20 protein-coding genes are annotated in these 24,518 nt (G+C 74.4%); 10 read left to right on the forward strand and 10 right to left on the reverse strand.

Going from position 1 to position 24,518, the window contains the following annotated elements; genetic code table 11:
• Window positions 1-25: 25 nt before the first annotated feature.
• Window positions 26-439, reverse strand: a complete 414-nt coding sequence (locus BMX65_RS08410; protein ID WP_074999530.1) for an organic hydroperoxide resistance protein — start codon at window positions 437-439, stop codon at window positions 26-28.
• Between the two features lie 121 nt (window positions 440-560).
• Between BMX65_RS08410 and BMX65_RS08415 the strand changes: the two genes are divergently transcribed.
• Window positions 561-1,082 (forward strand): MarR family winged helix-turn-helix transcriptional regulator, encoded by a 522-nt coding sequence (locus BMX65_RS08415; protein WP_074999531.1) that lies wholly within the window; start codon window positions 561-563, stop codon window positions 1,080-1,082.
• Between the two features lie 49 nt (window positions 1,083-1,131).
• The gene (locus BMX65_RS08420) at window positions 1,132-1,461 is read left to right on the forward strand and encodes a putative quinol monooxygenase (protein WP_074999532.1); all 330 of its coding nucleotides are present in this window, start codon (window positions 1,132-1,134) and stop codon (window positions 1,459-1,461) included.
• A gap of 61 nt (window positions 1,462-1,522) precedes the next feature.
• Here the strand turns inward: BMX65_RS08420 and gad are convergent, their stop codons facing one another.
• The 5 genes from gad to BMX65_RS08445 all read right to left on the reverse strand — a co-directional run bounded on the left by gad (window position 1,523) and on the right by BMX65_RS08445 (window position 9,420).
• On the reverse strand, window positions 1,523-2,941 hold the full coding sequence (gad, locus tag BMX65_RS08425) for a glutamate decarboxylase (RefSeq protein WP_074999533.1): 1,419 nt from the start codon (window positions 2,939-2,941) through the stop codon (window positions 1,523-1,525).
• Between the two features lie 238 nt (window positions 2,942-3,179).
• Window positions 3,180-4,694 (reverse strand): cryptochrome/photolyase family protein, encoded by a 1,515-nt coding sequence (locus BMX65_RS08430; protein WP_074999534.1) that lies wholly within the window; start codon window positions 4,692-4,694, stop codon window positions 3,180-3,182.
• 17 nt (window positions 4,695-4,711) lie between these two features.
• Entirely contained in the window at window positions 4,712-6,082 is a 1,371-nt protein-coding gene (locus tag BMX65_RS08435) for a cryptochrome/photolyase family protein (protein ID WP_074999535.1), read from the reverse strand.
• A 226-nt stretch (window positions 6,083-6,308) separates the two neighbouring features.
• Complete coding sequence (gene secD, locus BMX65_RS08440; protein WP_177214217.1) at window positions 6,309-8,678, reverse strand: protein translocase subunit SecD; 2,370 nt, start codon at window positions 8,676-8,678, stop codon at window positions 6,309-6,311.
• A gap of 319 nt (window positions 8,679-8,997) precedes the next feature.
• On the reverse strand, window positions 8,998-9,420 hold the full coding sequence (locus BMX65_RS08445) for a hypothetical protein (protein ID WP_074999536.1): 423 nt from the start codon (window positions 9,418-9,420) through the stop codon (window positions 8,998-9,000).
• Between the two features lie 225 nt (window positions 9,421-9,645).
• Here BMX65_RS08445 and BMX65_RS08450 point away from each other — a divergent pair, with 225 nt between their 5' ends.
• Window positions 9,646-10,266: a DUF4232 domain-containing protein gene (locus BMX65_RS08450; protein ID WP_162637635.1), complete on the forward strand. Its 621-nt coding sequence runs from the start codon at window positions 9,646-9,648 to the stop codon at window positions 10,264-10,266.
• 198 nt (window positions 10,267-10,464) lie between these two features.
• The gene (locus BMX65_RS08455; RefSeq protein ID WP_074999538.1) at window positions 10,465-11,376 is read left to right on the forward strand and encodes a glutaminase; all 912 of its coding nucleotides are present in this window, start codon (window positions 10,465-10,467) and stop codon (window positions 11,374-11,376) included.
• Window positions 11,377-11,460: 84 nt separating this feature from the next.
• Here BMX65_RS08455 and BMX65_RS08460 read toward each other — a convergent pair whose 3' ends face one another.
• A complete protein-coding gene (locus BMX65_RS08460; protein WP_079171773.1) occupies window positions 11,461-14,268 on the reverse strand; it encodes a SpoIIE family protein phosphatase in 2,808 nt (935 codons plus the stop codon).
• A gap of 348 nt (window positions 14,269-14,616) precedes the next feature.
• On the opposite strand from BMX65_RS08460, the gene BMX65_RS08465 reads away from it, so the two are divergent.
• Window positions 14,617-15,447, forward strand: a complete 831-nt coding sequence (locus BMX65_RS08465) for an alpha/beta fold hydrolase (RefSeq protein WP_074999539.1) — start codon at window positions 14,617-14,619, stop codon at window positions 15,445-15,447.
• An 84-nt stretch (window positions 15,448-15,531) separates the two neighbouring features.
• Here the strand turns inward: BMX65_RS08465 and BMX65_RS08470 are convergent, their stop codons facing one another.
• The gene (locus BMX65_RS08470) at window positions 15,532-15,960 is read right to left on the reverse strand and encodes a CBS domain-containing protein (protein WP_074999540.1); all 429 of its coding nucleotides are present in this window, start codon (window positions 15,958-15,960) and stop codon (window positions 15,532-15,534) included.
• Between the two features lie 126 nt (window positions 15,961-16,086).
• Window positions 16,087-16,683: a TetR/AcrR family transcriptional regulator gene (locus BMX65_RS08475; protein WP_074999541.1), complete on the reverse strand. Its 597-nt coding sequence runs from the start codon at window positions 16,681-16,683 to the stop codon at window positions 16,087-16,089.
• A gap of 232 nt (window positions 16,684-16,915) precedes the next feature.
• On the opposite strand from BMX65_RS08475, the gene BMX65_RS08480 reads away from it, so the two are divergent.
• Genes BMX65_RS08480 through BMX65_RS08490 form a run of 3 tightly spaced genes read left to right on the forward strand, consistent with a single transcriptional unit; the run spans window position 16,916 to window position 20,594 of the window.
• Window positions 16,916-17,488, forward strand: a complete 573-nt coding sequence (locus BMX65_RS08480) for a 2Fe-2S iron-sulfur cluster-binding protein (RefSeq protein WP_074999542.1) — start codon at window positions 16,916-16,918, stop codon at window positions 17,486-17,488.
• On the forward strand, window positions 17,485-18,477 hold the full coding sequence (locus tag BMX65_RS08485; protein ID WP_074999543.1) for an FAD binding domain-containing protein: 993 nt from the start codon (window positions 17,485-17,487) through the stop codon (window positions 18,475-18,477). The genes BMX65_RS08480 and BMX65_RS08485 overlap by 4 nt, the downstream gene beginning before the upstream one ends.
• Window positions 18,474-20,594 (forward strand): xanthine dehydrogenase family protein molybdopterin-binding subunit, encoded by a 2,121-nt coding sequence (locus tag BMX65_RS08490; protein WP_074999544.1) that lies wholly within the window; start codon window positions 18,474-18,476, stop codon window positions 20,592-20,594. Before BMX65_RS08485 ends, BMX65_RS08490 begins: the two co-directional genes overlap by 4 nt.
• 140 nt (window positions 20,595-20,734) lie before the next feature.
• Here the strand turns inward: BMX65_RS08490 and BMX65_RS08495 are convergent, their stop codons facing one another.
• Window positions 20,735-21,685 carry a LysR family transcriptional regulator gene (locus BMX65_RS08495; RefSeq protein WP_074999545.1) on the reverse strand — a complete coding sequence of 317 codons (951 nt, stop codon included), beginning with the start codon at window positions 21,683-21,685 and terminating at the stop codon, window positions 20,735-20,737.
• Between the two features lie 170 nt (window positions 21,686-21,855).
• Here BMX65_RS08495 and BMX65_RS08500 point away from each other — a divergent pair, with 170 nt between their 5' ends.
• Together BMX65_RS08500 and hglS are read left to right on the forward strand one after the other, a co-directional pair.
• Complete coding sequence (locus BMX65_RS08500; RefSeq protein ID WP_074999546.1) at window positions 21,856-23,028, forward strand: NAD(P)/FAD-dependent oxidoreductase; 1,173 nt, start codon at window positions 21,856-21,858, stop codon at window positions 23,026-23,028.
• Between the two features lie 29 nt (window positions 23,029-23,057).
• Window positions 23,058-24,518, forward strand: coding sequence for a 2-oxoadipate dioxygenase/decarboxylase (hglS, locus tag BMX65_RS08505; protein ID WP_074999547.1), 1,461 nt, complete (start codon window positions 23,058-23,060; stop codon window positions 24,516-24,518).

A 24,518-nucleotide genomic window follows, 5' to 3' on the forward strand; every position in this document is an offset into this window, starting at 1 on the left:
CCGGTGTGCCCGCCCGGCGGCACGGTCACTCGATGACGAGTTCCACCGGGATGTTGCCCCGGGTGGCGTTGGAGTAGGGGCAGACCTGGTGCGCCTGCTCGACCAGCGCGCGGCCCGTCTCGCGGTCGAGGCCGTCGGGGAGCTCGACCCGGAGCGTGACGGCGAGCGCGAAGCCCTCGCCCTGCTTCCCGATGGTGACCTCGCCGGTGACGGCGGCTTCGGAGACGTCGGCCTTCGCCTGGCGGCCGACGACGCCGAGGGCGCCGGCGAAGCACGCGGCGTATCCGGCGGCGAAGAGCTGCTCGGGGTTGGTGCCCTGGCCGTCGCCGCCCATCTCCCGCGGCGGGGCGAGCTGGAGGTCCAGCCTGCCGTCCGAGGCGACGGCGCGCCCCTCCCGGCCGTGCGTGGCGGTGGCGACTGCGGTGTAGAGCGCGTCCATGGAAAGACCATCCCTCTCGACGATGTACGGCGGTGCGGCCGCTCCGGCCACCCGCGGAAACAATCGAAGCACACAATTAAATTGTGCACAACCAAACTCTTCGGGCCGGTAGGCTGGGGCCATGAACCAGGTGCCGACACCCCCGGACGCGGTGGAGGAGGACTTCCTCCGGCTGGACCGCCAGCTCTGCTTCTCCCTCAACGCCGCGTCCCGCGCGTTCGGCAGCGTCTACCGGGTCCTGCTCAAGGAACTCGGCCTCACCTATCCGCAGTACCTGGTGATGCTCGTGCTCTGGGAGCACGGCGAGATCTCGGTGCGGAACCTGGGCGCGCGCCTGCGGCTCGACTCCGGCACCCTCTCCCCCCTCCTCAAGCGGCTGGAGTCGGCCGGACTCGTCCGGCGCGAGCGCTCCGCACAGGACGAGCGCTCGGTCCGGGTGCACCTCACCGAGGCGGGCGGGCAGCTCCGCGAGCACGCCCTGCGCGTCCCGCGCCGGATCGCCGCCGCGGCGGGCTTCGACGCGGCGGAGGCAGCCGACCTGCGCGCCCGCCTCGACCGGCTCACCCGGGCCCTGGACGCCGCCGCCGGGGACGAGGCGGCCCTGCTGGACGACGCGTCCGGCGCCCGCCCGGCCGCCGGCTGAGGCCGCGGCCCGGCTGGCCGGGCCCGCCCGCGCCCGGCATCCTGAGTGCATGATCTTCATCGCCGTACGCTTCACCGTCCGCCCCGAGTACACCGAGGAGTGGCTCTCGCTGGTGGGCCCCTTCACCGAGGCCACCCGCGCCGAGCCGGGCAACCTCTTCTTCGACTGGTCCCGCGACGTCGAGGAGCCGCACCGGTTCACGCTGCTGGAAGCCTTCGCCGACGACGCGGCGGCAGCCGCGCACGTCGGGTCCGACCACTTCGCGGCAGGACTGGAGACGATGTCCGCGGCGATCTCCCGGACGCCCGAGATCATCAACGTGACCGTTCCCGACCAGCAGGGCTGGGGCGCCATGGCGGAGCTGGCACCCAGGCCGTGACGGTCCGCCCTCCCGGCCCCCGGCCCCCAGCCCCGGCGCGAAGAGGGTGTGCGGCCCCGGATCAGTGGTGGAAGCCGGTCGCCTTCTGCTCGTCGCGCTCCAAGGGACCCGGCTGCCGCCGCAGTTCGGGCAGGGACCGGTCCAGCGAGTCGAGCAGCAGGTCCGCCAGATCGGCCGTGAAGCCGTTGCGGCAGACCACGCGCAGCACCGAGAGGTCCTGCCGGTTCGCCGGGAAGGTGTAGGCAGGCACCAGCCAGCCGTGCTCGCGCAGCCGCCGGGAGACGTCGAAGACGTTGTAGGCGCTGACGTCGGACGCCGTGGTGAAAGCGAACACCGGCAGTTGGTCGCCCTGCGTGAGCAGCTGGAAGTCCCCCAGCGCGGCGATCCGCTCGGCCAGGCTGCGGGCCACGTCCCGGGCGGCCTGCTGCACCGCGCGGAAGCCGCTCCGGCCCAGCCGGAGGAAGGTGTAGTACTGCGCCGCGACCTGCGCGCCGGGCCGTGAGAAGTTCAGCGCGAACGTGGGCATCTCGCCCCCCAGGTAGTTGACCCGGAAGACCAGTTCCTCGGGAAGGCTCTCCGCGTCGCGCCACAGGGCCCAGCCCACCCCGGGATACACCAGCCCGTACTTGTGCCCCGAGGTGTTGATGGAGGCCACCCGCTCCAGCCGGAAGTCCCACACCAGCCCGGGGTCGAGGAACGGCGCGACCATGGCACCGGACGCCCCGTCGACGTGGACGGGCACGTCCAGCCCGGTCCGCTCCTGCAGCGCGTCCAGGGCCGCGCACAGTTCCTCGACGGGTTCGTAGGAGCCGTCGAAGGTGGAGCCCATGATGCCCACGGCTCCGATGGTGTTCTCGTCGCAGAGCTCGGCGGCCCGCTGCGGGTCGAGGTGGAAGCGCTCCCCTTCCATGGGCACCGTGCGCGGCTCCACCTCCCAGAAGTTGCAGAACTTCTCCCAGCACACCTGCACGTTCACGCCCATGACGAGGTTGGGCCGGGCACCGGTGCGGAACCGGTCGGCGTTGCGCCGGGTCCAGCGGCGCTTGAGGGCCAGCCCCGCCAGCATGCATGCCTCGCTGGACCCGGTCGTGGAGCAGCCCACCGCACGCTGCGGGTCCGGGGCGTGCCACAGGTCGGCGAGCATCGCCACACAGCGGCGCTCCAGTTCGGCCGTGCGCGGGTACTCATCCTTGTCGATCATGTTCTTGGCGCTGCACTCGGCCATCAGCGCCTCGGCCCGGGGCTCCATCCACGTGGTGACGAAAGTGGCCAGGTTCAGCCGGGCGTTGCCGTCCAGCATCAGCTCGTCCCGCACCAGCTCGTAGGTGGTCTCGGACGGCATCGGACCGTCGGGCAGCCGGTTCACCGGCGGCACCGTCTCCATCGTCTCGGCCGGGTCGGCCACCGCGTGAAACGGGTTGACCGACAGCGTCTCGCGCCGTGGATCGGCACGGCGATCCGCACCATGATGGACAGCCACAGGACTCCCTTCGCCGGACGCCGGTGGAGAGGGAAGGCGGACCGGGGGCCGGGTTCGCCTGCCAAGTCCGTATTCGAGCGCACACGCGCACCCGATTTCCAGCACGGCGGGCGTGTCAGGGCCGCAAAGCTCCGAGTGGTGGAGGAGGTCCCACCGGCACGGCGCAGCGCCGCGCCCCGGCCGGGGCGCCCGGCCGGGGCATACCGCTCGTCCGTGGGACGCCGGGCGGCCGCCGTCCTCAGGGCGCCCGGTCCCCGCGCTCCTCCTCCTGCTCCAGCAGCGCGTCCAGATCCCGGAGCCGCTCCAGCCCGCGCACCGGCTGCGCCATCCGCGCGTTGTGCGCGAACGCCTCCCGGTGCCGGTGCAGGAAGGACCAGTACCCGGCGGTGTAGGGGCAGGCCCGGTCGCCGACCCGCACGTCGGGGCGGTAGGCGCAGCCCGCGCACAGGTCGCTCATCCGGTTCACGTAGGCGCCGCCCGAGGTGTAGGGCTTGGTGGTCATCCGGCCGCCGTCCGCGTACTGCGACATCCCCACGACGTTGGGCAGCATGACCCAGTCGTAGCCGTCGACGAAGCTGCGGTGGAACCAGTCGGTGACCGCGGCCGGGTCCCAGCCGCGCTGGAGCGCGTAGGAGCCCAGCACCATCAGCCGGGGGATGTGGTGGGTCCAGCCGGTGTCGCGGACCTGCGCGAGCACCGTGTGCAGACAGCGGGCCTCGACGGCGTCCGCGTCCAGCGCGCTGAACCACTCGGGCAGCGGAGCGCGGTGCCGCAGCCGGTTGGCCCCCCGGTAGCCCTCGCCGAAGTACCAGTAGAGCTGCCAGACGTACTCGCGCCATCCGCAGATCTGCCGGACGAACCCCTCCACGCTGTTGAGCGGGGCCTGCCCCGCGCGGTAGACCCGTTCGGCCCTCTCCAGCACCTCCCGGGGATCCAGCAGCCCGAGGTTGAGCGAGGAGGACAGCAGACTGTGGCTGAGCACCGGGTCGGCCGCGAGCATGGCGTCCTCGTACGGCCCGAACGTGGGCAGCCGGTCCGCGAGGAAGCGGCGCAGCGCGGCGAGCGCCTCGCGGCGGGTGGCGGGGAAGCGGCGCGGCCCGTCGCGGCCGACGAAGCGGACCTCCCCCGCGCGCTCCCAGGTGTCGAGGTCGTGGCGCACCTCGTCGTCGATCTCGTCCTCGCGGGGCCGGTAGGGGGCCCGCACCGCAAGCGTGGCACGGTCCCCGGGCGGGGGCTCGCGGTTGTCGTGGTCCAGGTTCCACCGGCCGCCCAGCGGCTGGTCGCCGTCCATCAGCAGGTCGTGGTCGCGGCGGACCCACCGGTAGAAGCCCTCCTGGCGCAGCCGGGCGCCCGCCTGCCCGTCCGCCCAGGCGCGGAAGGATTCCTGGTCGACCAGGAATCCGCGCGCCGGCAGGACCGTGACCTGCGGCAGCCCCTGTACGAGCCCGAGCGCGGCGCGCGAGGTGGGGTGGTGGACCGTGGCCCTGCGGTCGCCCAGCGCGGTCCGCAGCCCCTCGCGGTAGGTCTCGGCGCGCACATAGGTGATCCGGTCGCCGAGTTCGGCGGCGCGGTGGCGCATCGCGGACAGCAGCAGGTGCGCCTTGGCCCGGTGGAAGGTGCGGCGCCGGAACACGGCCCGGGACTCGACCATGACGAGCGGCGCGTTCCCTGCGGGGCCGTCCGGGCCGGGGGTCAGGAAGTGCGGGCCGAGCTGGTCGCCGAAGAGCCAGTGGGCGCGGGGAGAGGTGCTCACGGGGAATCAGCTCCCGGTCACTTGCCGCGCGCCCGCAGGAAGCGGCCGGAGGCCGCGGCGAGGTCGACGATCCGCTCGGGGTAGTCCAGGGCCGCGCGCCGCTGATCGTCCAGCTTCCAGGGCTCGTGGACCGTACGGCCGGCGAGCTGCGCCAGTTGCGGTACCCAGCGCCGTACGTAGTCGCCCTGCGGGTCGTACTTCTTCGCCTGGGTGATCGGGTTCAGCACGCGGTTGGGGCGGGTGTCGGTGCCGGTACCCGCCACCCACTGCCAGTTCATCTGGTTGTTGGCCATGTCCCCGTCCACCAGGAGGTCGAGGAAGTGGCGGGCGCCGACGCGCCAGTCGATGTACAGGGTCTTGGTGAGGAAGCTGCCGACCAGCAGGCGGCCCCGGTTGTGCATCCAGCCCTCGTGGCGCAGTTGGCGCAGGGCGGCGTCGATCACCGGGAAGCCGGTGGCGCCCCGCTTCCAGGCCGCGACCTCCTCGGGGGCCTCCTCCTCGGTGCGCCAGCGGTCCTGGCGGGTGCGGTACTCGGCGTGCCCGGACCGCGGGCGGGCGCAGAGGACCTGGTGGTGGAAGTCCCGCCAGGCGAGCTGCCGCACGAACGCGCCGGCTCCGGGGCCGCCCTTCTCGCGGGCTCTGGCGACGAGTTCGACGGGTGAGAGGGTGCCGAAGTGCAGGTGCGGGGACAGCCGCGAGGTGGCGTCCCCGGCCAGGTCGTCGTGCTGTTCCTCGTAGGTGTCCATGCCGGAGCGGCGCCAGTCGGCGAACCGCTTGCGGCCCGCGGTCTCGCCGCCCGCCGGGACGCCCGGTGAGACTCCGCGGACCGCGGCCCGGGTGGGAATCTCCTCGCCGCGGACCTCCTCGACCCCGGGAGCGCGCCGGGGTGCGCCGAGGACGTCGCGCTGGTGGTCCTTCTCCCAGCGCCGGAAGTACGGAGTGAAGACGGCCATGTGGTCCTTCCCGGCGGGAGTGATCTCCCCCGGGGCCACCGCTGTGATCACCCGGTCGTGGACCCGCAGCCTCCGGCCCGCCGACTCCAGGGCCGCCGCCAGCCGCTCCTCCCGCCGGGCGGCGTAGGCGCTGACGTCGGCGGACATGTGGACCTCGGCGGCACCGGCCTCGTGCGCGACCCGGCACACCTGCTCCACGACGTCCCCGGTGCGCACCACGAGGCGGGAGCCCCGCTCCCGGAGCTGCCGGTCGAGGTCGGCCAGGCAGTCCGCGAGGAACGCGCGCCGGTTGGGAACGGCGTATCCGGCGGCGCTGATGGCGTCGTCCCGGACGAAGAGCGGGACCACCGTGTCGGCAGCGGCGAGGGCTTCCCGCAGCGGCGGATTGTCGCGCAGACGGAGGTCGCGGGTGAAGAGTACGACGGAGACGGCCATGTACTGCTCCTGCATCGGTGGTGGGGCCGGGTCCGCGTGGGGTGTTGTCGGCCGGGAGCGGCCGATGCCCTGCGGAGACCCGGCGGCCCAGCATCTCGCGCCGCCCGCCGCACCGTTGGCAGGCGGCCCGCGTGTCGGCTCTTCGTCCCCGGCGGCGCCGGTGCGGCCGGCCGGGCGGGGCATCCGGCGGCGTGCGCGCCGCCGGATGCCCCGCCCGGTGGACCGGCTACACGACGGCGCCCGCGTCGTTCCCGGCGCGCCGCCGGTCCGCAACCACCCGCCGCGGCTCCGGCCGCCACCGCTCCAGCACCGCGGCCAGGGGTGCGGCCGTCAGCGCCGTGGAGACCATCCCGAGCACCACACCGGCCAGCAGCGCCACCGAGAAGTCGGTCAGCGAGTCCCCGCCCAGCAGCGCCAGTGCGACGAGGATGAACAGCGCCCCCATACCGGTGTTCAGGGTGCGCGGCAGGGTGCGCAGCACCGCCGCGTCGGCCAGGTCGGGCAGCGGCTGGGAGCGGTCCGCGCGGCGCAGGGAGCGGAGCCGGTCGAGGACGACCACAGTGTCGTTGACCGAGTACCCGACGACGGTCAGCAGCGCGGCGAGGAAGACGCTGTCGACCGGTTTGCCGAGCCAGGCGAACAGCCCGACGACCAGCAGCACGTCCTGCACCATGGCGGCGACCGCGGCGGTGGCCAGCGTCCAGCGGAACCTGATGCTGAGATACAGCAGTTGGGCGCCGACGGCGAGGGCCAGCGCCAGCAGCGCCTTGTCCCGCAGCTCGGCGCCGAGGCTGGGGCCGACCGTCTCGTCCCGCTCGACCGTGACCCGGCCGCCGGCCTCGCGCAGTTCCTGCTGGATGCGCTCGCTCCCGGCATCGTCGAGCGCTTCGGTGCGCACCGAGACGCCGCCGTCGCCGGTCTCCTGCACCACGGCACGCGGGAAGCCGGCGTCCGCCACGGCCTGCCGTGCGGTGCCGGCGTCGACGGGCCGGCCGGTGCTGTACTCGATCAGACGGCCGCCGGTGAACTCCACGCCGAACTCCAGTCCGCGCAGCCCGATCCCGGCGAGGGCCACCAGGACCAGCCCGCCCATCACGCTCAGCCACAGCCCGGGGCGGCGTGCCAGCCGCGGCCTGCGCGAGGCCAGCCAGGCGCGCAGCCGGGAGCGGCCCGCGAGGCCGGTGACCCCGGGGCGTCGCCGTACCCCGCGGCGCCGCACAGCCCATTCGGCGAGCACCCGCGTGACCACCATCGCGGAGACCATCGAGGCCAGCACACCCAGCGAGAGCGTCACGCCGAAGCCCTTGACCGGCCCGGTCGCGAAGACGAACAGGAGTCCGGCGGCCAGCAGCGTGGTGACGTTGGAGTCGATGACCGCGCTGTACGCCTGCCGGAAGCCGATCCGCAGCGCCCGCAGCAGATCCCGTTCGGACCGGTTCCTGTCCGGCCGCAGGGCGGGGCGGCCGTAGTCCTCCCGGGCGCGTTCGAAGACCAGGACGTTGGCGTCGACCGCCATCCCGACGGCGAGGACGAACCCGGCCAGCCCCGGCAGCGTCAGCGTGGCTCCGAGCGCGACGAGTGCCGCGTACGAGAGCAGGCCGTACACCCCGAGCGCGAGCGTGGCCAGTCCGCCCAGCAGGCGGTAGACGACGGTGAGGAACAGCCCCGTGCACACCAGCCCGACGACCGCTGCCTGGGCACTCGCCCGGATGGCGTCCGCGCCCAGGGTGGGGCCCACCGTCCGCTGCTCGACCACCTCGACGGGAACGGGCAGCGCGCCGCCCTTGACGAGTGCCGCCAGGTCCTTGGCCTCCTCGTCGTCGAAGCCGCCGGTGATCTGCGTGGAGCCGCCGGTGATTCCGGTGCGGCAGGGGACGCTCTGCTGGATGTGCGGTGCGGAGACCACCCGGTCGTCCAGCACGATCGCCACCCGCCGCTGCGGGGCGTCCGGAGCCCGGCAGGCGGCCTGGCCGGTCAGCTCCGCCCACCGGCCGGAGGCACCGTCCCGGAAGTCGACGGTCACGCTCCAGCCGCTGCCCTGCGCGGTGTCGAACTGCGCCGCGGCCTCCCGTACGCCTTCCCCGGTCAGCGCGGCGGGCCCCAGCCTGAGGAAGGCCCCCGCGGCGTCCGGGTCGGGCAGGGTCCTGGCACCGCCGGGCTCCTTCCCGGTGCGTTCCTGGGCCGCCGGCCTGCGGTCGGTGACCTCCTCGACCGGGTGGAAGGTCAGTTGGGCGGTACGGCCGATCACCTCGGCGGCCTCCCGGGGGTCCTGCACCCCGGGCAGTTCCACGACGATCCGGTTCTCCCCCGCCCGGGACAGCGAGGGCTCGGCGACGCCCAGCGCGTCCACACGCTTGCGGAGGACCTCCAGCGCACGGTCGGTGGCGGCTCCGTCGGCGCGCACGCCCGGGCCGTCCCGCGTCTGGAGGACGAGATGGGTGCCGCCCTTGAGATCCAGCCCCAGCCGGGGCGGGGTGCTCAGGGCGAAGAAGAGCGAGACTCCTACGGCGGCACAGGCCAGCAGCGCGCGCCACAGCGGCGCGCGGGACCGGCGCTGTGCACCGGCGGCAGAGGTACGGCGAGGCGTACGGGACACGACCACTCCAGGCTGAAGGGGTACCGCGCGGTGCGGTACGCGGGGCAGTCGGCCGCTCGCGCGCGCCCCGGAGCCGCGGCGGGGGCGGCGCCGGTGGAAGGCGCACCGCCGGGTGCCCGTGGCGCGGCAGCCGCGCGCGGTCGGGCGTGCGGGGTGCCGGACGGGCAGGCGGGGACGGTACGGGGACGCGGCATCGGCCCGCCAGGGGCCGGTGGCGCGGCGGTCCTCGTCCGGTGCGTGGCGCGCTGCTCGGCGCTCCCGCCACGGGGAGCACCGGCGCGCCGCTGCGCGGGGCGCGGAGGGGAACCGGCCGACTCGGTCAGACGTCGAGCGGCGCTGCGGGCGGGCCCCGGCTGGTGCGCGGGTCGTACCAGGAGGGCGGCGGTGCGCGCTCCTGTACGGGACGGCCGGCGAGCCGGCCGTGCAGCGGGAGGGCCGCCGCGGCCGGAACGGCGGCCGGCAGCGCGGGGGGATGGGCCGGGTGGCCTGGCGGCCGCGCCTCGTGCGGTGCGTCGGCCGTGGCGTCGTGTGCCACGGGCCCGGGCCGGGAGTCGGCATGGAAAGCGGGCTTCTGCGCGCCGTGGTGCGCTTCCCGGTCCACCGTCGTCACGGCGGCCGCCGGTGCGTCTCCCGGCCCGGGGAGAGCCGCCGCGGTCCCCGGCACCAGCAGCAGTGCACCCCAGACGAGGGCGAGGAGGGCGGACGCCGTACGGCGGGACCGCGCCCGCGCGTTGCGCTGCATCGTCCCTCCCCCGTCTACGCCCGGCCGGTCCGGCTCAGTCTACGCGGGGGCGCCCCGCCCGGTCGGCCGGCACGGACGGCGCCGCGCGGCGTCGGCACCGCCCCGGGCCGCCGGGCCGCTGTCACCCCGTGCGGACGGCGGACCCGGCGCGGGATACGGCGCATCCGGTGGGCTCGTACCGCTTGAGGGCCGAAGTCGGGTACTGATAGGTATAGAGCAATGATCATGACTTTCGGTGTTCCGGGTACGGCACCTACGACGTACCGGGCCCGCCGCGCACCGGGCCGCGCCTGGCGCCGGGTGCGGGCTGCCGCGGGGACTGCGCTGCTGCTCGCCGCCGTCGCGGCGTGCGGCGGCGGGGGCGACGCGGACGGGAAGGATCCGGGCGCGGGCGACTCCGCCGACTCGTCCGCCCCGGCCACCGGCGGCCATGAGGCCGGTGGAGGGACCCGGCGCTGTACCGCGTCGGAGCTGACGATGTCCCTGGATCCGGCGGAGGGCCCGGCGGGCAGCCGGTCCTTCGATCTGGCCCTGAAGAACACCACGGACACCGCCTGCACCCTCAAGGGCTATCCCCGGGTGTCGCTGACCGGCGAGGACGGCGCCGCGATCGGCAGCCCGGCCGCCCACACGGGCGGCACCGGCCGGACGGTGGCCGTGCAGCCCTCCACCCGGGCCCACGCGAAGCTGCGCACCAAGAGCGAGGACGCCGCCGACGGCTCCTGCTGGGCGGAGCCGCGGTCCGTCGAGGTGCGTCCGCCCGGCTCCGACCGGGCGCTGACCGCCGAGGTGGACGGACTGCGGGTGTGCGGCGGCCTGTTCACGGTGACCGCCCTGGAGTGGTGAAGCGCCCCGGCGGACCGCCGCCGGGCACCGCCGGGATCGGGGGCACGCCGCGGGGCAGCGGCGCAGGTCCCGCCGCAGGTCCGGCCCCTCCCGCAGGCTAGAGTCTCCGACCGGGCCCGGCGTGCGCACCGGTGCCGCCCCAGGCGGCGTGTGCCCGGTATCGGAGACGGCACACGACGCTCGGGAGAAGCGCGGACGATGGACTACCAGGCGGTGCTCGAGGAGGTCGCGGCCACTGCGGCGCCCCAGGTCGGCCGCGGGCAGCCGGCCGGGTACATCCCGGCGCTGGCCGGAGTGGACCTGGGCGGGTTCGGCATGGCGGTCGCCGACGTGGACGGGTCGGTCACCGGGGTCGGCGACTGGCAGGTGCCCTTCTCGATACAGAGCGTCTCCAAGGCGTTCGGTCTGGCACTGGTGCTGGCCCGGGACGGCGAGAGCCTGTGGGGCCGGGTGGGCCGCGAGCCGTCCGGCACGGCCTTCAACTCCCTGGTGCAGTTGGAGTACGAGAACGGCATCCCGCGCAACCCCTTCATCAACGCGGGCGCGCTGGTGGTCACCGACCGGCTGCAGTCGCTCACCGGGGACGCCAGTACCTCGATGCTGGACTTCCTGTGCACGCAGAGCGGCAATCCGGCCGTCTCCTTCGATCCGCAGGTGGCCTCCTCCGAGTCCGAGCACGGGGACCGCAACGCCGCCCTGGCCTACCTCATGGCCAGCTACGGCAATCTGGACAACCCCGTACCGACGGTGCTGGACCACTACTTCTGGCAGTGCTCGATCAGCATGAGCTGCCGGGATCTGGCGCTGGCCGGCTCCTTCCTGGCCCGGCAGGGAGTGGGAACGGACGGCTCCCGGCTGCTCCCGGCCCGCGACGTCAAGCGGGTCAACGCGGTGATGCTCACCTGCGGGACCTACGACGCGGCGGGCGACTTCGCCTACCGGGTGGGACTGCCCGGCAAGAGCGGCGTCGGCGGCGGGATCCTGGCGGTGGTACCCGGCCGGTGCACACTCTGCGTCTGGAGTCCCGGCCTGGACCTGCGCGGCAACTCGGTGGCCGGCGTCGCGGCCCTGGACGCCTTCACCTCGCTGACCGGCTGGTCGGTGTTCTGATCCGGCGCCGCCGGGCAGGGCGCGGCGGTGTCCGGAAGGGTCCGGGGACCGCCCGGCCCGGCCTCTGCCGGGCAGGGCCGGGCGTCACAGCTCCGCGTCGCCCCACTGGTCCAGCAGGTTCTCACCGGGCTCCCCGCCGGGTTCGTCCCCGCCGTCGTGCAGTGGCTGCTCGGTCCAGATGATCTTGCCGCGGCCGGTGTAGCGGGTGCCCCAGCGCCGCGCGAACCGGGCGATGAGATAGAGCCCGCGGCCCCCTTCGTCCGTGATCGCCGCGCGGCGCAGATGCGGCGACGTGCTGCTCCCGTCGGCGACCTCGCAGATCACGCTGTTGCGGTCGTGCAGCAGCCGGAGGCGGATGGGCGGAGTGCCGTAGCGGATGGCGTTGGTGACCAGCTCGCTGACGATCAGCTCGGTGGTGAAGGCCAGCTCCTCCAGGCCCCAGTCGGCCAGCCGCTGGGCGCATGCGGCGCGGACGGGCGCGACGGCGGTCGGGTCGTCGGGCACCTCCCAGGTGGCGACCTGGTCCGGGGCCAGGGTGTGGGTGCGGGCCACCAGCAGCGCGATGTCGTCGCTGGGGTGTTCGGGCAGCAGAGCGCCGATCACGGCCCGGCAGGTCTCCTCGGGAGTCCGGTCGGCATGGGCGAGGGCGTCGCGCAGCAGTGCGAGGCCGGTGTCGGCGTCGCGCTCCCGGTTCGCCACGAGGCCGTCGGTGAAAAGCGCCAGCCGGCTGCCGGCGGGCAGGTCCAGTTCCGCCGTCTCGAACGGTATCCCGGCTCCCAGGCCCAGGGGCGGCGCGAGCGGGAGGTCGGGGAAGGTGACGGTGCCGTCCGGATACACGAGGGCGGGCCCGGGGTGACCGGCGCGCGCGGCGGTGGCCCGGCCGGAGGCCGGGTCGTAGACGGCGTAGAGGCACGTGGCCCCGGTGATGGCGGGGTCGTCGCCCTCCACGGCGCGCTCCTGGTCGATCCGGGCGACGAGTTCGTCCAGGTGGGAGAGGAGTTCCTCCGGGGGGAGGTCCAGGGAGGAGAAGTTGTGCACCGCGGTGCGCAGCCGTCCCATGGTCGCGGCCGCGTGCAGCCCGTGGCCGACCACGTCCCCCACCACCAGCGCCACCCGCGCACCGGGCAGCGGAATGACGTCGAACCAGTCCCCGCCCACCCCGGCCCGCGCCGGCAGATAGCGGAACGCCACGTCCACGGCGGACAGTCCGGGCAGCTCGCGGGGCAGCAGGCTGCGCTGCAGGGTGACGGTCATGGCGTGCTCGCGGGTGTAGCGCCGCGCGTTGTCGATGCTCACGGCCGCCCGGGCGGTCAGCTCCTTGGCGAAGGACAGGTCGCTCTCGCCGAACGGCTCGCCCTCGGAGCGCCAGAAGTCGGCCACCCCCAGCACCACGCCGCGCGCCTGGAGCGGCACCGAGAGCAGGGAGTGGATGCCGTACGCGAGGACGCGCCGGGCGCGTTCGGGGTCCTGGGCGCGCCAGCCGCGGGAGGCGGCCAGGTCGGGCTCCAGCACCGGCCGCCCGCTGGTCGCGACGGCGGCGACGGGGTTGGTGGGCGCGAACCGGATCAGCTCGCCCTCCGGATAGAGGGGAGGGTCGTCGCGGATGCCGCGGACCGCGGTGCGGCGCATCTCGGTACCGGCCTCGCCCGGCTCCTCTCCGCGCAGCACCGGGTCCAGCAGTTCGACGGTGACGAAGTCGGCGAACCGGGGCACGGTGACCTCGGCGAGTTCCTCGGCGGTACGCGCCACATCCAGGGTGGTCCCGATCCCGACCCCGGCGTCGTACAGCAGTTGCAGCCGCTCCCTGGCCACCTCGGCGCGGCCCGCGAGCGCCTGGAGCTCCGTGGTGTCGCGCAGGGTGGCCACGCTGTGGGTCGCTCCCCCGCTCTGGTCGACGGACCGCACGTTGACGGCCAGCAGCCGGTCCCCGGCCAGATGCACCTCGTCGGTGGTCGGTTCGCCGGAGGCCAGCAGGTCCGCTGTGCCGGGCGCCAGACCGAGGTCGGTGACCGCTCGCCGCTCCGCGTCCTCGGGCAGGTCCAGCAGCCGCCGCGCCTCGTCGTTGGCCAGCAGCAGCCGTCCGCTGTCGTCGATGATGAGCACCCCTTCGCGCACCGCGTGCAGCACCGCGTCGTGGTGCTCGTACATCCGTGTCATCTCGACGGGACCGAGTCCCCGGGTCTGGCGGCGCAGCCGTCGGCTCACCAGCGCGGAGCCGCCCATGGCCAGGACGAGCACCCCGGCGGCTGTGCCGAACAGCAGCGGCAGTTGCTCCTGGGCCTCCTGGTTGACGTTTTCGAGGGTGATCTCCGGGGCGACGACGCCGGCGACGGTGCCGTCCGCGCGGAAGACGGGCACGGCGGCGTACACCGAGAGTCCCAGCGGGTCGGTGACCGTGTGGGTGAAGGACTCGCCTCTGAGCGCCTTCTTGTAGGGCCCGACGAAGCGCTTTCCGATCCGGTCGGGGTACCGGTGGGTGAGGCGGATGCCGTCGGTGGTGGCCACGACGATGTTGTCGACGCCGGTCCGCTTCCGGGCGGCCTCGGCGCGGGGCTGGAGAACCGCGGTCGGGTCGGAGCTGTCCAGGGCCTCCGCCGTCCCCGGAGCGTTCGCGAACCCCTCGCCGGCGGCGAGTACCTCGTCGCGGGTGCCTTCGATGCTCTGGCGGCGGGACTGCAGTACGAGGCCCGCCATCGTCACGGCGACGAGGACGAGCACCAGCACCAGTTGCAGCAGCAGGACCTGGCCCGCGACGGTGTGCACGCTCAGCAGGGAGCGTGCCTGCCGCCCCCACGACAGGGAGGGCTTCCGGGACGCGTCACCGGCACGCTCGGGCCCGGTAGGCGGCGCGCTGCGGCTCCTCGCACGCCGGAGCCGGTCCCATGTGGCCATATTTTGAGTATTGTCGTTCGATGAGGGTTGCTCAATCCGCGGCTCGGCGGCTCGCCACGGGGGCCGGCGGCAGCGGGAGCGGGGGCACCCGCGTACCACCGGCCGGAACGCAGTAGTGCTCACGCGTCAGCCGGGGAGCGCGGACCGTCGCCGCTGGCCTGATCGGGTGATGCGGGGTTCCGGACTCCGCCGCCCCGGTCCTGCTCGGGCCGGGACGGTCGCCACGTCGGCCCCGGAGAACGGAGCCTCCCCCCGTTCGGGAACGAACCCGGCCGGGCGCGAGCGATGATTCCGCCCCGCCCGGGCGGTCCATCCCACCGACAGCCGCCGCACCCCTTCGGAGGAACCATGGACTCCCGCTCGGACGACACCGCCGGCGCCCGCACCCTGGAGGTGCCCGGCGCGCGTCTGCACTACGAGGTACGCGGCGACGGCCCGCTCCTCGTCCTGGTCGGCGCCCCGATGGACGCCGCCGCTTTCGCCCCGCTGGCCGACCTGCTCGCCGCGGACCACACCGTGCTCACCACCGATCCGCGTGGCATCAACCGCAGCGGGCTCGACGACCCCGCCCAGGACTCCACCCCGGAACTGCGCGCCGACGACCTCGCCCGGCTCGTCGAGGCACTCGGCCGCGGCCCGGCTGCGGTGCTGGGCTCCAGCGGCGGCGCCGTCAGCGCACTGGCCCTGGCCCAGCACCACCCCGGGGCCGTGCACACCGTCGTCGCCCACGAACCTCCGCTGATCGAACTGCTGGAGGACCGCGAGGAGCTGCGGAGGGGCACCGAGGAGACCGTCAGCGCCTATCTCGGCGGTGATGTGACGGGCGCGTGGCGGATGTTCTTCGCCAACGCCGGAATCGCCCTCCCCGAACCGGTGATCGAGGAGATGTTCGGCGGCGAGCGCGATCCGCGGCAGGTGGCGGACGAACGCCGCTGGTTCGCGCACGAGATGCGGGCCTCCAGCTACTGGCAACCGGACCTCGCGGCGCTGCGCTCCGCCGCCCGGATCGTGGTGGGGGTGGGCGAGGACTCCGCCGGACAGCTGTGCGACCGGACCTCGCTCGCGCTGGCCGAGGCGCTGGGCGCGGAGCGGACCGTCTTCCCCGGCGACCACACCGGGTTCGTCGAGGACCCCGGCGCCTTCGCCGCGCGGCTGCGCTCGGTCGTCTCCGCGCGCTGACCACCCGGACCCGCGCCGCACGTGCCGGGCAGCCCGACGGCCCGCCCGGCAGGTGCGGGGCGGACCGCCGTGGGGCGCGCGGCGTCAGGCGTAGACCTGTTCCACGAACCCCGCGAGCTGCTTGTCGTTCAGGTGGTGCCGGCCCAGATCGGTCTCGCTGATCACTCCGACCACGCGCTTGTTCCCGTCGATGACGGGCAGGCGCCGGATCTGGTGGGTCTCCATCTCCCGGAGGACCTCGCTCAGGTCCGCCTCGGCGCTGATCCAGCGCGGAGTGCCCTCGCACAGCTCTCCCGCCGTCACCCGCGAGGGATCGCGTCCTGCCGCGATGCAGCGGATGACGATGTCGCGGTCGGTGATGATGCCGCACATCCGCTCATTGGGGTCGTTGGGATCACTCACGGGCAAGGCACCCACGTCCATCTCGCGCATCAACTGGGCGGCCCGGTCCAGGGTCTCGGTGGCGGGCACCCACCGCACGCCGGGGTGCATGATGTCGGCTGCCGTGGTCATGGCATCCTCCTGTCGCCGCGGTCCAGCATTCTGTTCCGCCCCCTGGTCCATCGTGGTAGCCCTGCCCGGTTTACGCCATTCGGGGCCGCGGCCCCGGGCACCCCGGCGCCGACGGGCCCGCGCGACTCACTCGGCGGAGGCCGGGCGCCCCGGGGCGCCGGCCCGCAGCCCGTCCATCACCAGATCGAGGAGCCGGTCGGCGCGCGCCTGCCAGTCGTGCTCCGGATCGATCTGCCACAGCCCCGCGATGGCCAGGAGGAAGTCCTCCGGAGTCATCCCGGGGCGGATCGTTCCAGCGCGTTCATTGGCCTCCAGCAGGGTTCCCACGGCCTGCATCAGCGGACCGTGCCCGAGCCCGGCGAGCGTGCCGCAGGCGCTGGTGGCCGCCCGCAGCGCGTCCGCGAGACCCGCCTTGGCCAGCGAGTACCGGGCGAGCCGGTCCATCCACTCGCGCAGCGCCCGGTCCGGCGGCCGGGTGCGGAGCAACTGCTCGGCCGTCTCGGCCACCTGCTGCACCTCGTACCGGTAGACCTCCAGGACCAGGGCCTCGCGGCTGGGGAAGTTGCGGTAGAGGGTGCCCTGGCCGACCCCCGCCTTCTTCGCGATGGTGCTCAGCGGCGCGTCGGCGGCGCGGGTCAGCTCCGCGAGCGCCACCTCCAGGATGCGTTCGCGGTTGCGCTGCGCGTCCGAGCGCAGCGCGGTGCCGGGTTTGTGGTGCCGCACTCGTCCTCCTCACTTCCGACCCGGCGCGGAACTGCGGTGCGCAGTGGCGATACGCGGGCTCTTGCGAACCGGACAACTGTCCGCTACGTTCATGACGCATGGAGTGGACTGCTGTCCGCTTTCTCCAACCCACCATAGCGTCGGATCCCCGGGCGGCGGATGCACCGTCCGCCCCAGCCTCTCCGCCCGCGCGCCGATCCTCCTCGTACCGCACTCGCTAAGGAAGCTGTTCATGGCTCCAGCCACCGCCAGCGCAATCACCTTGAAGATCAACGGAGAGCACCACACCCTGACCGTCGACAACCGCACCACCCTGCTCGACGCGCTGCGCGAGCGCCTCGGCCTGACCGGTTCGAAGAAGGGCTGCGACCAGGGGCAGTGCGGCGCCTGCACCGTCCTGGTCGACGGCCGCCGGACCGTGGCCTGCCTGCAACTGGCCGTCGCGGCCGAGGGGCGCGCCGTCACCACCATCGAAGGCGTCGCGGACGGCGAGCAGCTCCACCCGGTCCAGCAGGCGTTCCTCGACCTCGACGGATACCAGTGCGGCTACTGCACCCCGGGGCAGATCTGCTCCGCCCTCGGCGTGCTCGACGAACACGCGGCGGGCTGGCCCAGCGCCGCGACCGGCGACGTCCGGCCCGAAGCGGGACCGCCGCCGCTGACCCCCGAGGAGATACGGGAGCGGATGAGCGGCAACCTGTGCCGCTGCGGCGCGTACGTGTCGATCGTCCAGGCGGTCTCGCAGGCCGCAGCGGACCCGGCCCGCCCCGCAACCGGCACGGACCCGAAGGAGCCCGCCGCGTGAAGGAGTTCAGCTACCAGCGCGCCACCGACGTCGAGGGGGCCGTCGCCCTGCTGGACGCCGACCCGGACGCGCGCTACCTGGGCGGGGGCACCAATCTGGTCGACCTGATGAAGACCGGGGTCGAACGGCCCGGACGGCTCGTCGACGTCCGGGAGCTGCCCCTGGACCGCATCGAGCCGACCGCCGAGGGCGGACTGCGGATCGGCGCCACGGTCACCAACAGCGACCTGGCCGCCCACCCGGAGGTCCGGAGCCGCTACCCGGCCCTGGCGGAGGCCGTACTGGCCGGGGCCTCGGGCCAACTGCGCAACATGGCCACCGTCGGCGGCAACCTCCTGCAGCGCACCCGCTGCCCCTACTTCACCGACACCTCCCTCCCCTGCAACAAGCGCACCCCGGGCAGCGGATGCTCGGCGGCCACCGGGGAGCACCGCAACGGCGCCGTCCTCGGCGCCTCGGCGCACTGCGTGGCCGTCCATCCGTCCGACATGGGCGTCGCGCTGGCCGCGTTCGACGCCGTCGTCTCCTTCGAGACCGCCGAGGGAAGCGGCGAGCTGCCGCTGGCCGACTTCTACCTGCCCGTCGGGGACACTCCGCACCGGGAGACCGCGCTGCCGCAGGGAGCGCTCATCACGGCCGTCACGCTGCCGCCCGCACCGGTGGCCGCCCGCTCCCGCTACCGCAAGGTGCGGGAACGCGCCTCGTACGCCTTCGCCATCGGCTCGGCCGCCGGGGCGCTCGACGTGGCCGACGGCACGGTGCGCGACGTCCGGCTGGCCTTCGGCGCCGTCGCCTCCCACCCGTGGCGGGCCAGGGCCGCCGAGCGGATGCTGCTCGGGCAGCCGGCCGGGGAAGCGGCGTTCGCGGCGGCGGCCGACGCCGAACTGGCCGCGGCGCAGGTGCTGGAGCAGAACGCCTACAAACTGCCGCTGCTGCGCAACCTCGTCGTCTCCCTGCTCACCGAACTGGCCGAGGAGGCCGCCCGATGACCACCACGGCGAAGCCCCGGACCGTCGGTGCCGCCCGCACCCGCGTCGAGGGCCGGGAGAAGGTGACCGGCGCGGCACGGTACGCGAGCGAGCAGCCCTTCGAGGAGCTGGCGCACGGCTGGCTGGTCCTCTCGACCGTCGCCCGCGGCCGCGTCCGCGCGGTCGGCGAGGAGGCGGTGCGGACCCTGCCCGGTGTGCTGACCGTGCTCCACTCCGGGAACGCACCGCGCCTGACGACGGACTTCGTCTCCCTGCTCGGCCCGCCCGATCCCGTCGTCGCGCTCTTCCAGCACGACCGGGTGCCGCACCTGGGATGGCCGGTGGCGCTGGTCGTCGCGGAGACGCCCGAGCAGGCACGGGAGGCCGCCGAGGCGCTGGTGGTGGAGTACGACGAGGAACCGCACGACGTCGCCTTCCGCGCCGGCCGGCCCGGCACCTACACGCCCGAGGACGGCAGCGCCGTGGCGGCGAAGGGCGACCTGGAAGCCGAACTGGCCTCCTCCAGTGTGCTGGTGGATGCCTCGTACACCACCCCCGAGCAGCACCACAGCGCCATGGAACCGCATGCCGCCACCGCCCGCTGGGCGGAGGGGCGGCTGGAGGTGCTCGACACCAACCAGGGCACCGGGTGGGTGGCGGGCGATCTGGCCCAGCTGTTCTCGCTGGACGCCTCCTCGGTACGGGTGCGCTCGGAGCACATCGGCGGGGCCTTCGGCTCCAAGGGCGTCCGGCCGCACCAGGTGGGCGCTGTGATGGCGGCGACCGTCCTGCACCGGCCGGTCCGCCTGGCGCTGACCCGCCGCCAGGTGTTCGCGGTCACCGGCTACCGCAGCCCCACCGCGCAGCGGGTGCGGCTCGGCGCGGATCCGGACGGGCGGCTGCGCGCGTTCGGGCACGAGGCGCTCAACCTCACCTCGACGCTGCGCCCGTTCGTGGAGACGAGCGCCGTCTTCGGGCGGGTCATGTACGACGCGCGGGCGCACCACACCGCGCACCGCCTCGTCGGCCTCGACATGCCGACGCCCACCTGGATGCGGGCACCCGGCGAGGCGCCGGGGTCCTTCGCGGTGGAGTCGGCGCTCGACGAGCTGGCCGAGCGGCTGGACATGGACCCGATCGCGCTGCGGGCGCGCAACGAGCCGGAGACCGGACCGCTCTCCGGCCTGCCCTTCAGCAGCCGCAACCTGCTGGGCTGCTTCGAGGAGGGCGCCCGCCGGTTCGGCTGGGCCGGGCGCGACCCGCGGCCGCGGCTGCGCCGCGAGGGCCGGTGGCTGCTGGGTACCGGAACGGCCGCCGCCACCTACCCGTCCGGGGCCGCGCCCTCGACCGCCTCCGTGACGGCCGAGCCGGACGGCGGCTTCACCGTGCGGATCTCCGCGGCGGACGTGGGCACCGGCGCCCGCACGGCCCTCACCCTCGTCGCCGCGGAAGCGCTCGACGTGGATCCCGAGCGGGTGACCGTCCGGATCGGGGACAGCGACTTCGGCCAGGCATGGGTCGCCGGCGGCTCCATGGGCACCCGTTCGTGGTCCCTGGCCGTCGTCTCGGCGGCCGAGGAGCTGCGCGGCCGGCTGGCGCTGTCCGACGGCGACATCCCGCCGGAGGGCATCACCGCGCGCACGGACACCGCGGGGCTGCTCGCCGAGCTCGCCAAGAAGGAACGGCACTCCTTCGGGGCGCAGTTCGCCGAGGTGGCCGTCGACGTGACCACCGGCGAGGTCCGCGTGCGGCGCATGCTGGGGGTGTTCGCGGCGGGCCGGATCATCAACCCGCTCACCGCCCGCAGCCAGCTCGTCGGCGGCATGATCTGGGGCCTGTCCATGGCCCTCCACGAGGAGGCGGTGCGGGACGCGGCATCGGGCGGCCAGGTCGGGGCGGATTTCGCCGGCTACCACATCGCCGCCAACGCGGACGTGCCGGTCATCGAGGCGGACTGGATCGACGACCCCGTCCCCGACGACCCGGTGGGGGTCAAGGGCATCGGCGAAATCGGGATCGTGGGCGCGGCCGCGGCCATCTCCAACGCGGTCTGGCACGCGACCGGTGTCCGCCACCGGGACCTTCCGCTGCGTCCGGACCGCATTCTGCAGGCGGAGGAGACCGGGCCCGGCGCCTGATCCCGCACGGGGCAGCCGAAACGGGGGCGGCCCGCGGCGCACGCCGGGCCGCCCCCGCATCCGCCCGGCGCCCCTGGACCGCATCGGCCGGGCGGCGGTGCTTTCGGCCGCCGGGGCTGTGTTCGCGGCGGCCGGGAAGGTCAGCCGAGCGCCACGCCTCCCTCCCCCGCGGGCTGTCGCCCCTGCTCACCCGCCGGGGCACAGGCCGCCGCGCGCAGCACGTCGACCAGCGCCGCCACCGTCGGCCGGTGCCGCGCGACGGAGCGGCAGACCGCCACGATGTGCCGCTCCACGGTGTCGCTCAGCCCGAGGACGTCGAGCTGCGAGGGGCGCAGCCGCAGCATCAGATCCGTCACCAGGCTGACCCCCACCCCGGTCTCGACGAGGGCCAGTGTCGCGGCGGTGTCGGTCACCTCGTGCAGCACCCGCGGTTCGAAACCGGCCCGGCGGCAGGCGGTGAGCGCCGCGCGGCCGTAGTAGCTCGCGGCGGGCGGCAGGATCCAGCCCCGCTCCCGCATCTCGTGCAGCGCGACCGTCCGACGGCCGGGCAGGTCGCCCGCGGGTGCGGCGAGGGAGAACCGCTCGCGGGAGAGCGGCAGCACACACAGCGACGCGTCCCGCGGGAGGGGCACGTCCGGATAGTCCAGGCCCAGGGCCAGCTCCACGGAGCCGCCGGCCACCGCGTCGTACACGTCGTCCACGTCCATGTCGCGGCTGCGCACGGTGATGCCCGGGCAGGTCTCCCGGGCGCGCCGGAGCGCGAGCGGCAGGATCTCGGCGGCGGCCGTGGCGAAGAGGCCGACCCGCAGCGTCCCGGAGACCTCGTGGCGGGTGCGCTCCAGTGCCTCCACGGCTTCGGCCTCCGTGGCCAGGATGCGCTCGGCGTGGGCCGCCAACGTCACGCCCGCATCGGTCAGTTCGACCCGGCGTCCCACCCGCCGCAGCAGCTCCATGCCGGTGGACCTCTCCAGCGCGGCGATCTGCTGGGAGACCCCGCCGGGCGTGTAGCCGAGGGAGCGCGCGACCGCGGTGACCGTGCCCCGCCGGGTCAGCTCCACCAGCGACCGCAATTGCGGACTCGTCCATTCCATGCAGGAACGGTAAACGAATCCGAGCAGAAACCGTTCATGGACGTCAACGGTCGCGCTGCGCCACGATGTGGAGCAGCACGCTGATCAGCACCGCCGCACTGACAGCAGCGCCGCGTCCGGGCCCGGGCCGCTCGCCCGTCCCCGCCGTCGGCCCTCGGAAGGGACCGCCTATGTCCTCCTCCGCTTTCCGTACCGTTCCGGACTCCGCCGACGTCGTGATCATCGGCGGTGGTGTGATGGGCGCCAGCGCCGCGTTCCACCTCGCCGAAGCCGGGGTGCGCGACATCGTCCTCCTCGAACGCGGCGAACTGGGCTGCGGCAGCTCGGGGAAACCGATCGGCGGCGTCCGCGCCCAGTTCTCCGACCCGCTCAACATCGAACTGGGCCGGCGCAGTCTGGACGCCTACCGCGCCTTCGGCGAGCGCCCCGGTACGGACATCGGGTTCGCACCCGTCGGCTACCTGTTCCTGCTCGACAGCGCGGAGCAGGAGGCGGACTTCGCCACCGGTGTCGGCGTCCAGAACAGTCTCGGCGTGCCCAGCCGCATGATCGGCCCGGACGAGGCGCGGCGGCTGTGCCCCTGGCTGAGCACCGACGGCCTGGTGGCCGCCGCCTACTGCCCCTCGGCGGGCCACGCGCGCCCGGGCGCAGTGGTGCGGGGCTACGCTCACGCCGCGGCCGCCGGAGGCGTGCGGCTCGCCGAGCACACCGAGGTGACCGGCCTCGGGACGACCGGCGGCCGGGTGACCCGCGTGCACACCAGCCGGGGACGGATCTCCTGCGGCAGCGTCATCTGCGCGGCGGGAGCGTGGTCCGGGCAGATCGGCGACATGGCGGGCGTCAGCCTCCCGGTACGCCCGGTGCGACGGCAACTGGCGTTCACCGCACCGATGGCCCCGGACACGCCCCGTCTCCCCTTCACCATCGACTTCTCCTCCAGCGCCTACTTCCACAACAGCGACGACGGGCTGCTGTTCGGGCTCGCCGACCCGGACGAGGCCGAGGGCTTCGACACCACCTGGACACCGGGCTGGCTGGAGCGCTTCCGCGCCGTGATGCGCCGCCGCGCGCCCGCCCTGGCCGACATGGAGACCGTCGGCGGCTGGGCCGGGCTCTACGAGAACACCCCGGACCACAACGCGCTCATCGGCCGCTCCGGCGAGCTGGAGAACTTCCTGTACGCCACGGGGTTCTCCGGACACGGCTTCCTCCAGGCGCCCGCGGTGGGCGAGGTCGTCCGCGACCTCCACCTGGGGCGCCGTCCGTTCGCCGACCCCGCGCCGTTCAGTGCCGACCGGTTCCGCGCCGGGTCCGGAATCCGCCCCGAGGCCCACGTCGTGTGAGCCCGTGCCCCCGGAAGGAAGGGCGAACCGTGAAGAGAGTCGAACAGTGGCGGCTGCGGGCCGCGTTCGCCGCGCGGCTGTCGCGGATGTACGGGAAGGAAGTACCCGCCTACACCACCCTGGTGGAGGTCTCCCACGAGGTCAACGAGGACGTCCTGCGCGCCCGGGGCAGCGCGGCCGAACGCCTGGGATCCCTCAGCCGGGTGACCGCGGAGCGGCACGGTGCCATCCGCGTGGGCACACCCGCCGAACTGGGGCAGGCCGCCCGGGTCTTCGCGGCCCTGGGCATGCGTCCGGTCGGCTTCTACGACCTCCGCGAGGCCGCGGCCAGCGCCGTCCCCGTCGTCTCCACCGCGTTCCGGCCCGTCGAGGCCGAGGAGCTGGCACGCAACCCCTTCCGCGTCTTCACCTCCCTGCTCACTCCGGCCGACCCCCGGTTCTTCGACCCCGGACTCCGGGCCCGGCTGGAGACCTTCCTCGCCGGCCGCGAGCTCTTCCCGCCGGAGCTGCTGACCCTGGCCGACCGGGCCGCCGCCGAGCAGGAACTGCCGCCGGAGCAGGCCGAGCGCTTCCTCCGGCTCGCCGTCGGCGCCTTCGAGCTGTCCCGCGAACCGGTCGACCGGGCCTGGTACCGGACCCTGGAGCGGGTCTCGGCCGTGGCGGCGGACATCGGCGGGGTCCGCAGCACGCACATCAACCACCTCACCCCGCGGGTACTCGACATCGACGCGCTCTACCGCCGGATGGCCGCGCGCGGCATCGAGATGATCGACACCATTCAGGGCCCGCCCGCCTGGCCAGGGCCCGACGTGCTGCTGCGGCAGACCTCCTTCCGGGCGCTGGCCGAACCCCGGGCGATGCGCACCCCGGACGGCGATGTGGCCGAGGGTGCGCTGCGAGTGCGCTTCGGTGAGGTCGAGGCGCGCGGTATCGCCCTCACCCGGGAGGGCCGCGCCCGCTACGACGAGCTGGTCGGCCTGGTCGACCGGCGCAGCGCGCAGGCGCCCGAACGGCCGCGCGAGGAGATCGCCCGGGAGGTGTGGGAGCAGCATCTCCCCCGCACCGAGCAGGAACTCGCCGCGCGCGGACTGGCGCACTTCACCTACCGCACGTCCGCCGACCCGCCCCGCGACGGCACCCGGCCCCCGGCCGACATCGGCGCACTGCTGCGGCGCGGGTGGGTCGAGGCCGAGCCCCTCGTCTACGAGGACTTCCTGCCCCGCTCCGCAGCCGGCATCTTCCAGTCCAACCTCACCTCGCAGGGCACCCGCGACAACTCGCGGGAGGCCGCCGCCTACGACGCCGAGTGGCTCTCCGGTGCCCTGCAGTGCGAGGTGCTCGACCCCTACGTGCTCTACGAGCGGCAGCAGAACAGCTCGCTGTCCCGGGTCGCGCACGCGCTGGGGCTGGAACGCACCGGCCTCGTCCGCCCCGTCCGCCCCACCCGCCCCCTCCACTGCGAACACCCCGGACACCCCGAACACCCCTGA

The sequence above is a fragment of the Streptomyces qinglanensis genome (assembly GCF_900111245.1).
In the GTDB taxonomy this organism is placed as follows: Bacteria; Actinomycetota; Actinomycetes; order Streptomycetales; family Streptomycetaceae; genus Streptomyces; species Streptomyces qinglanensis.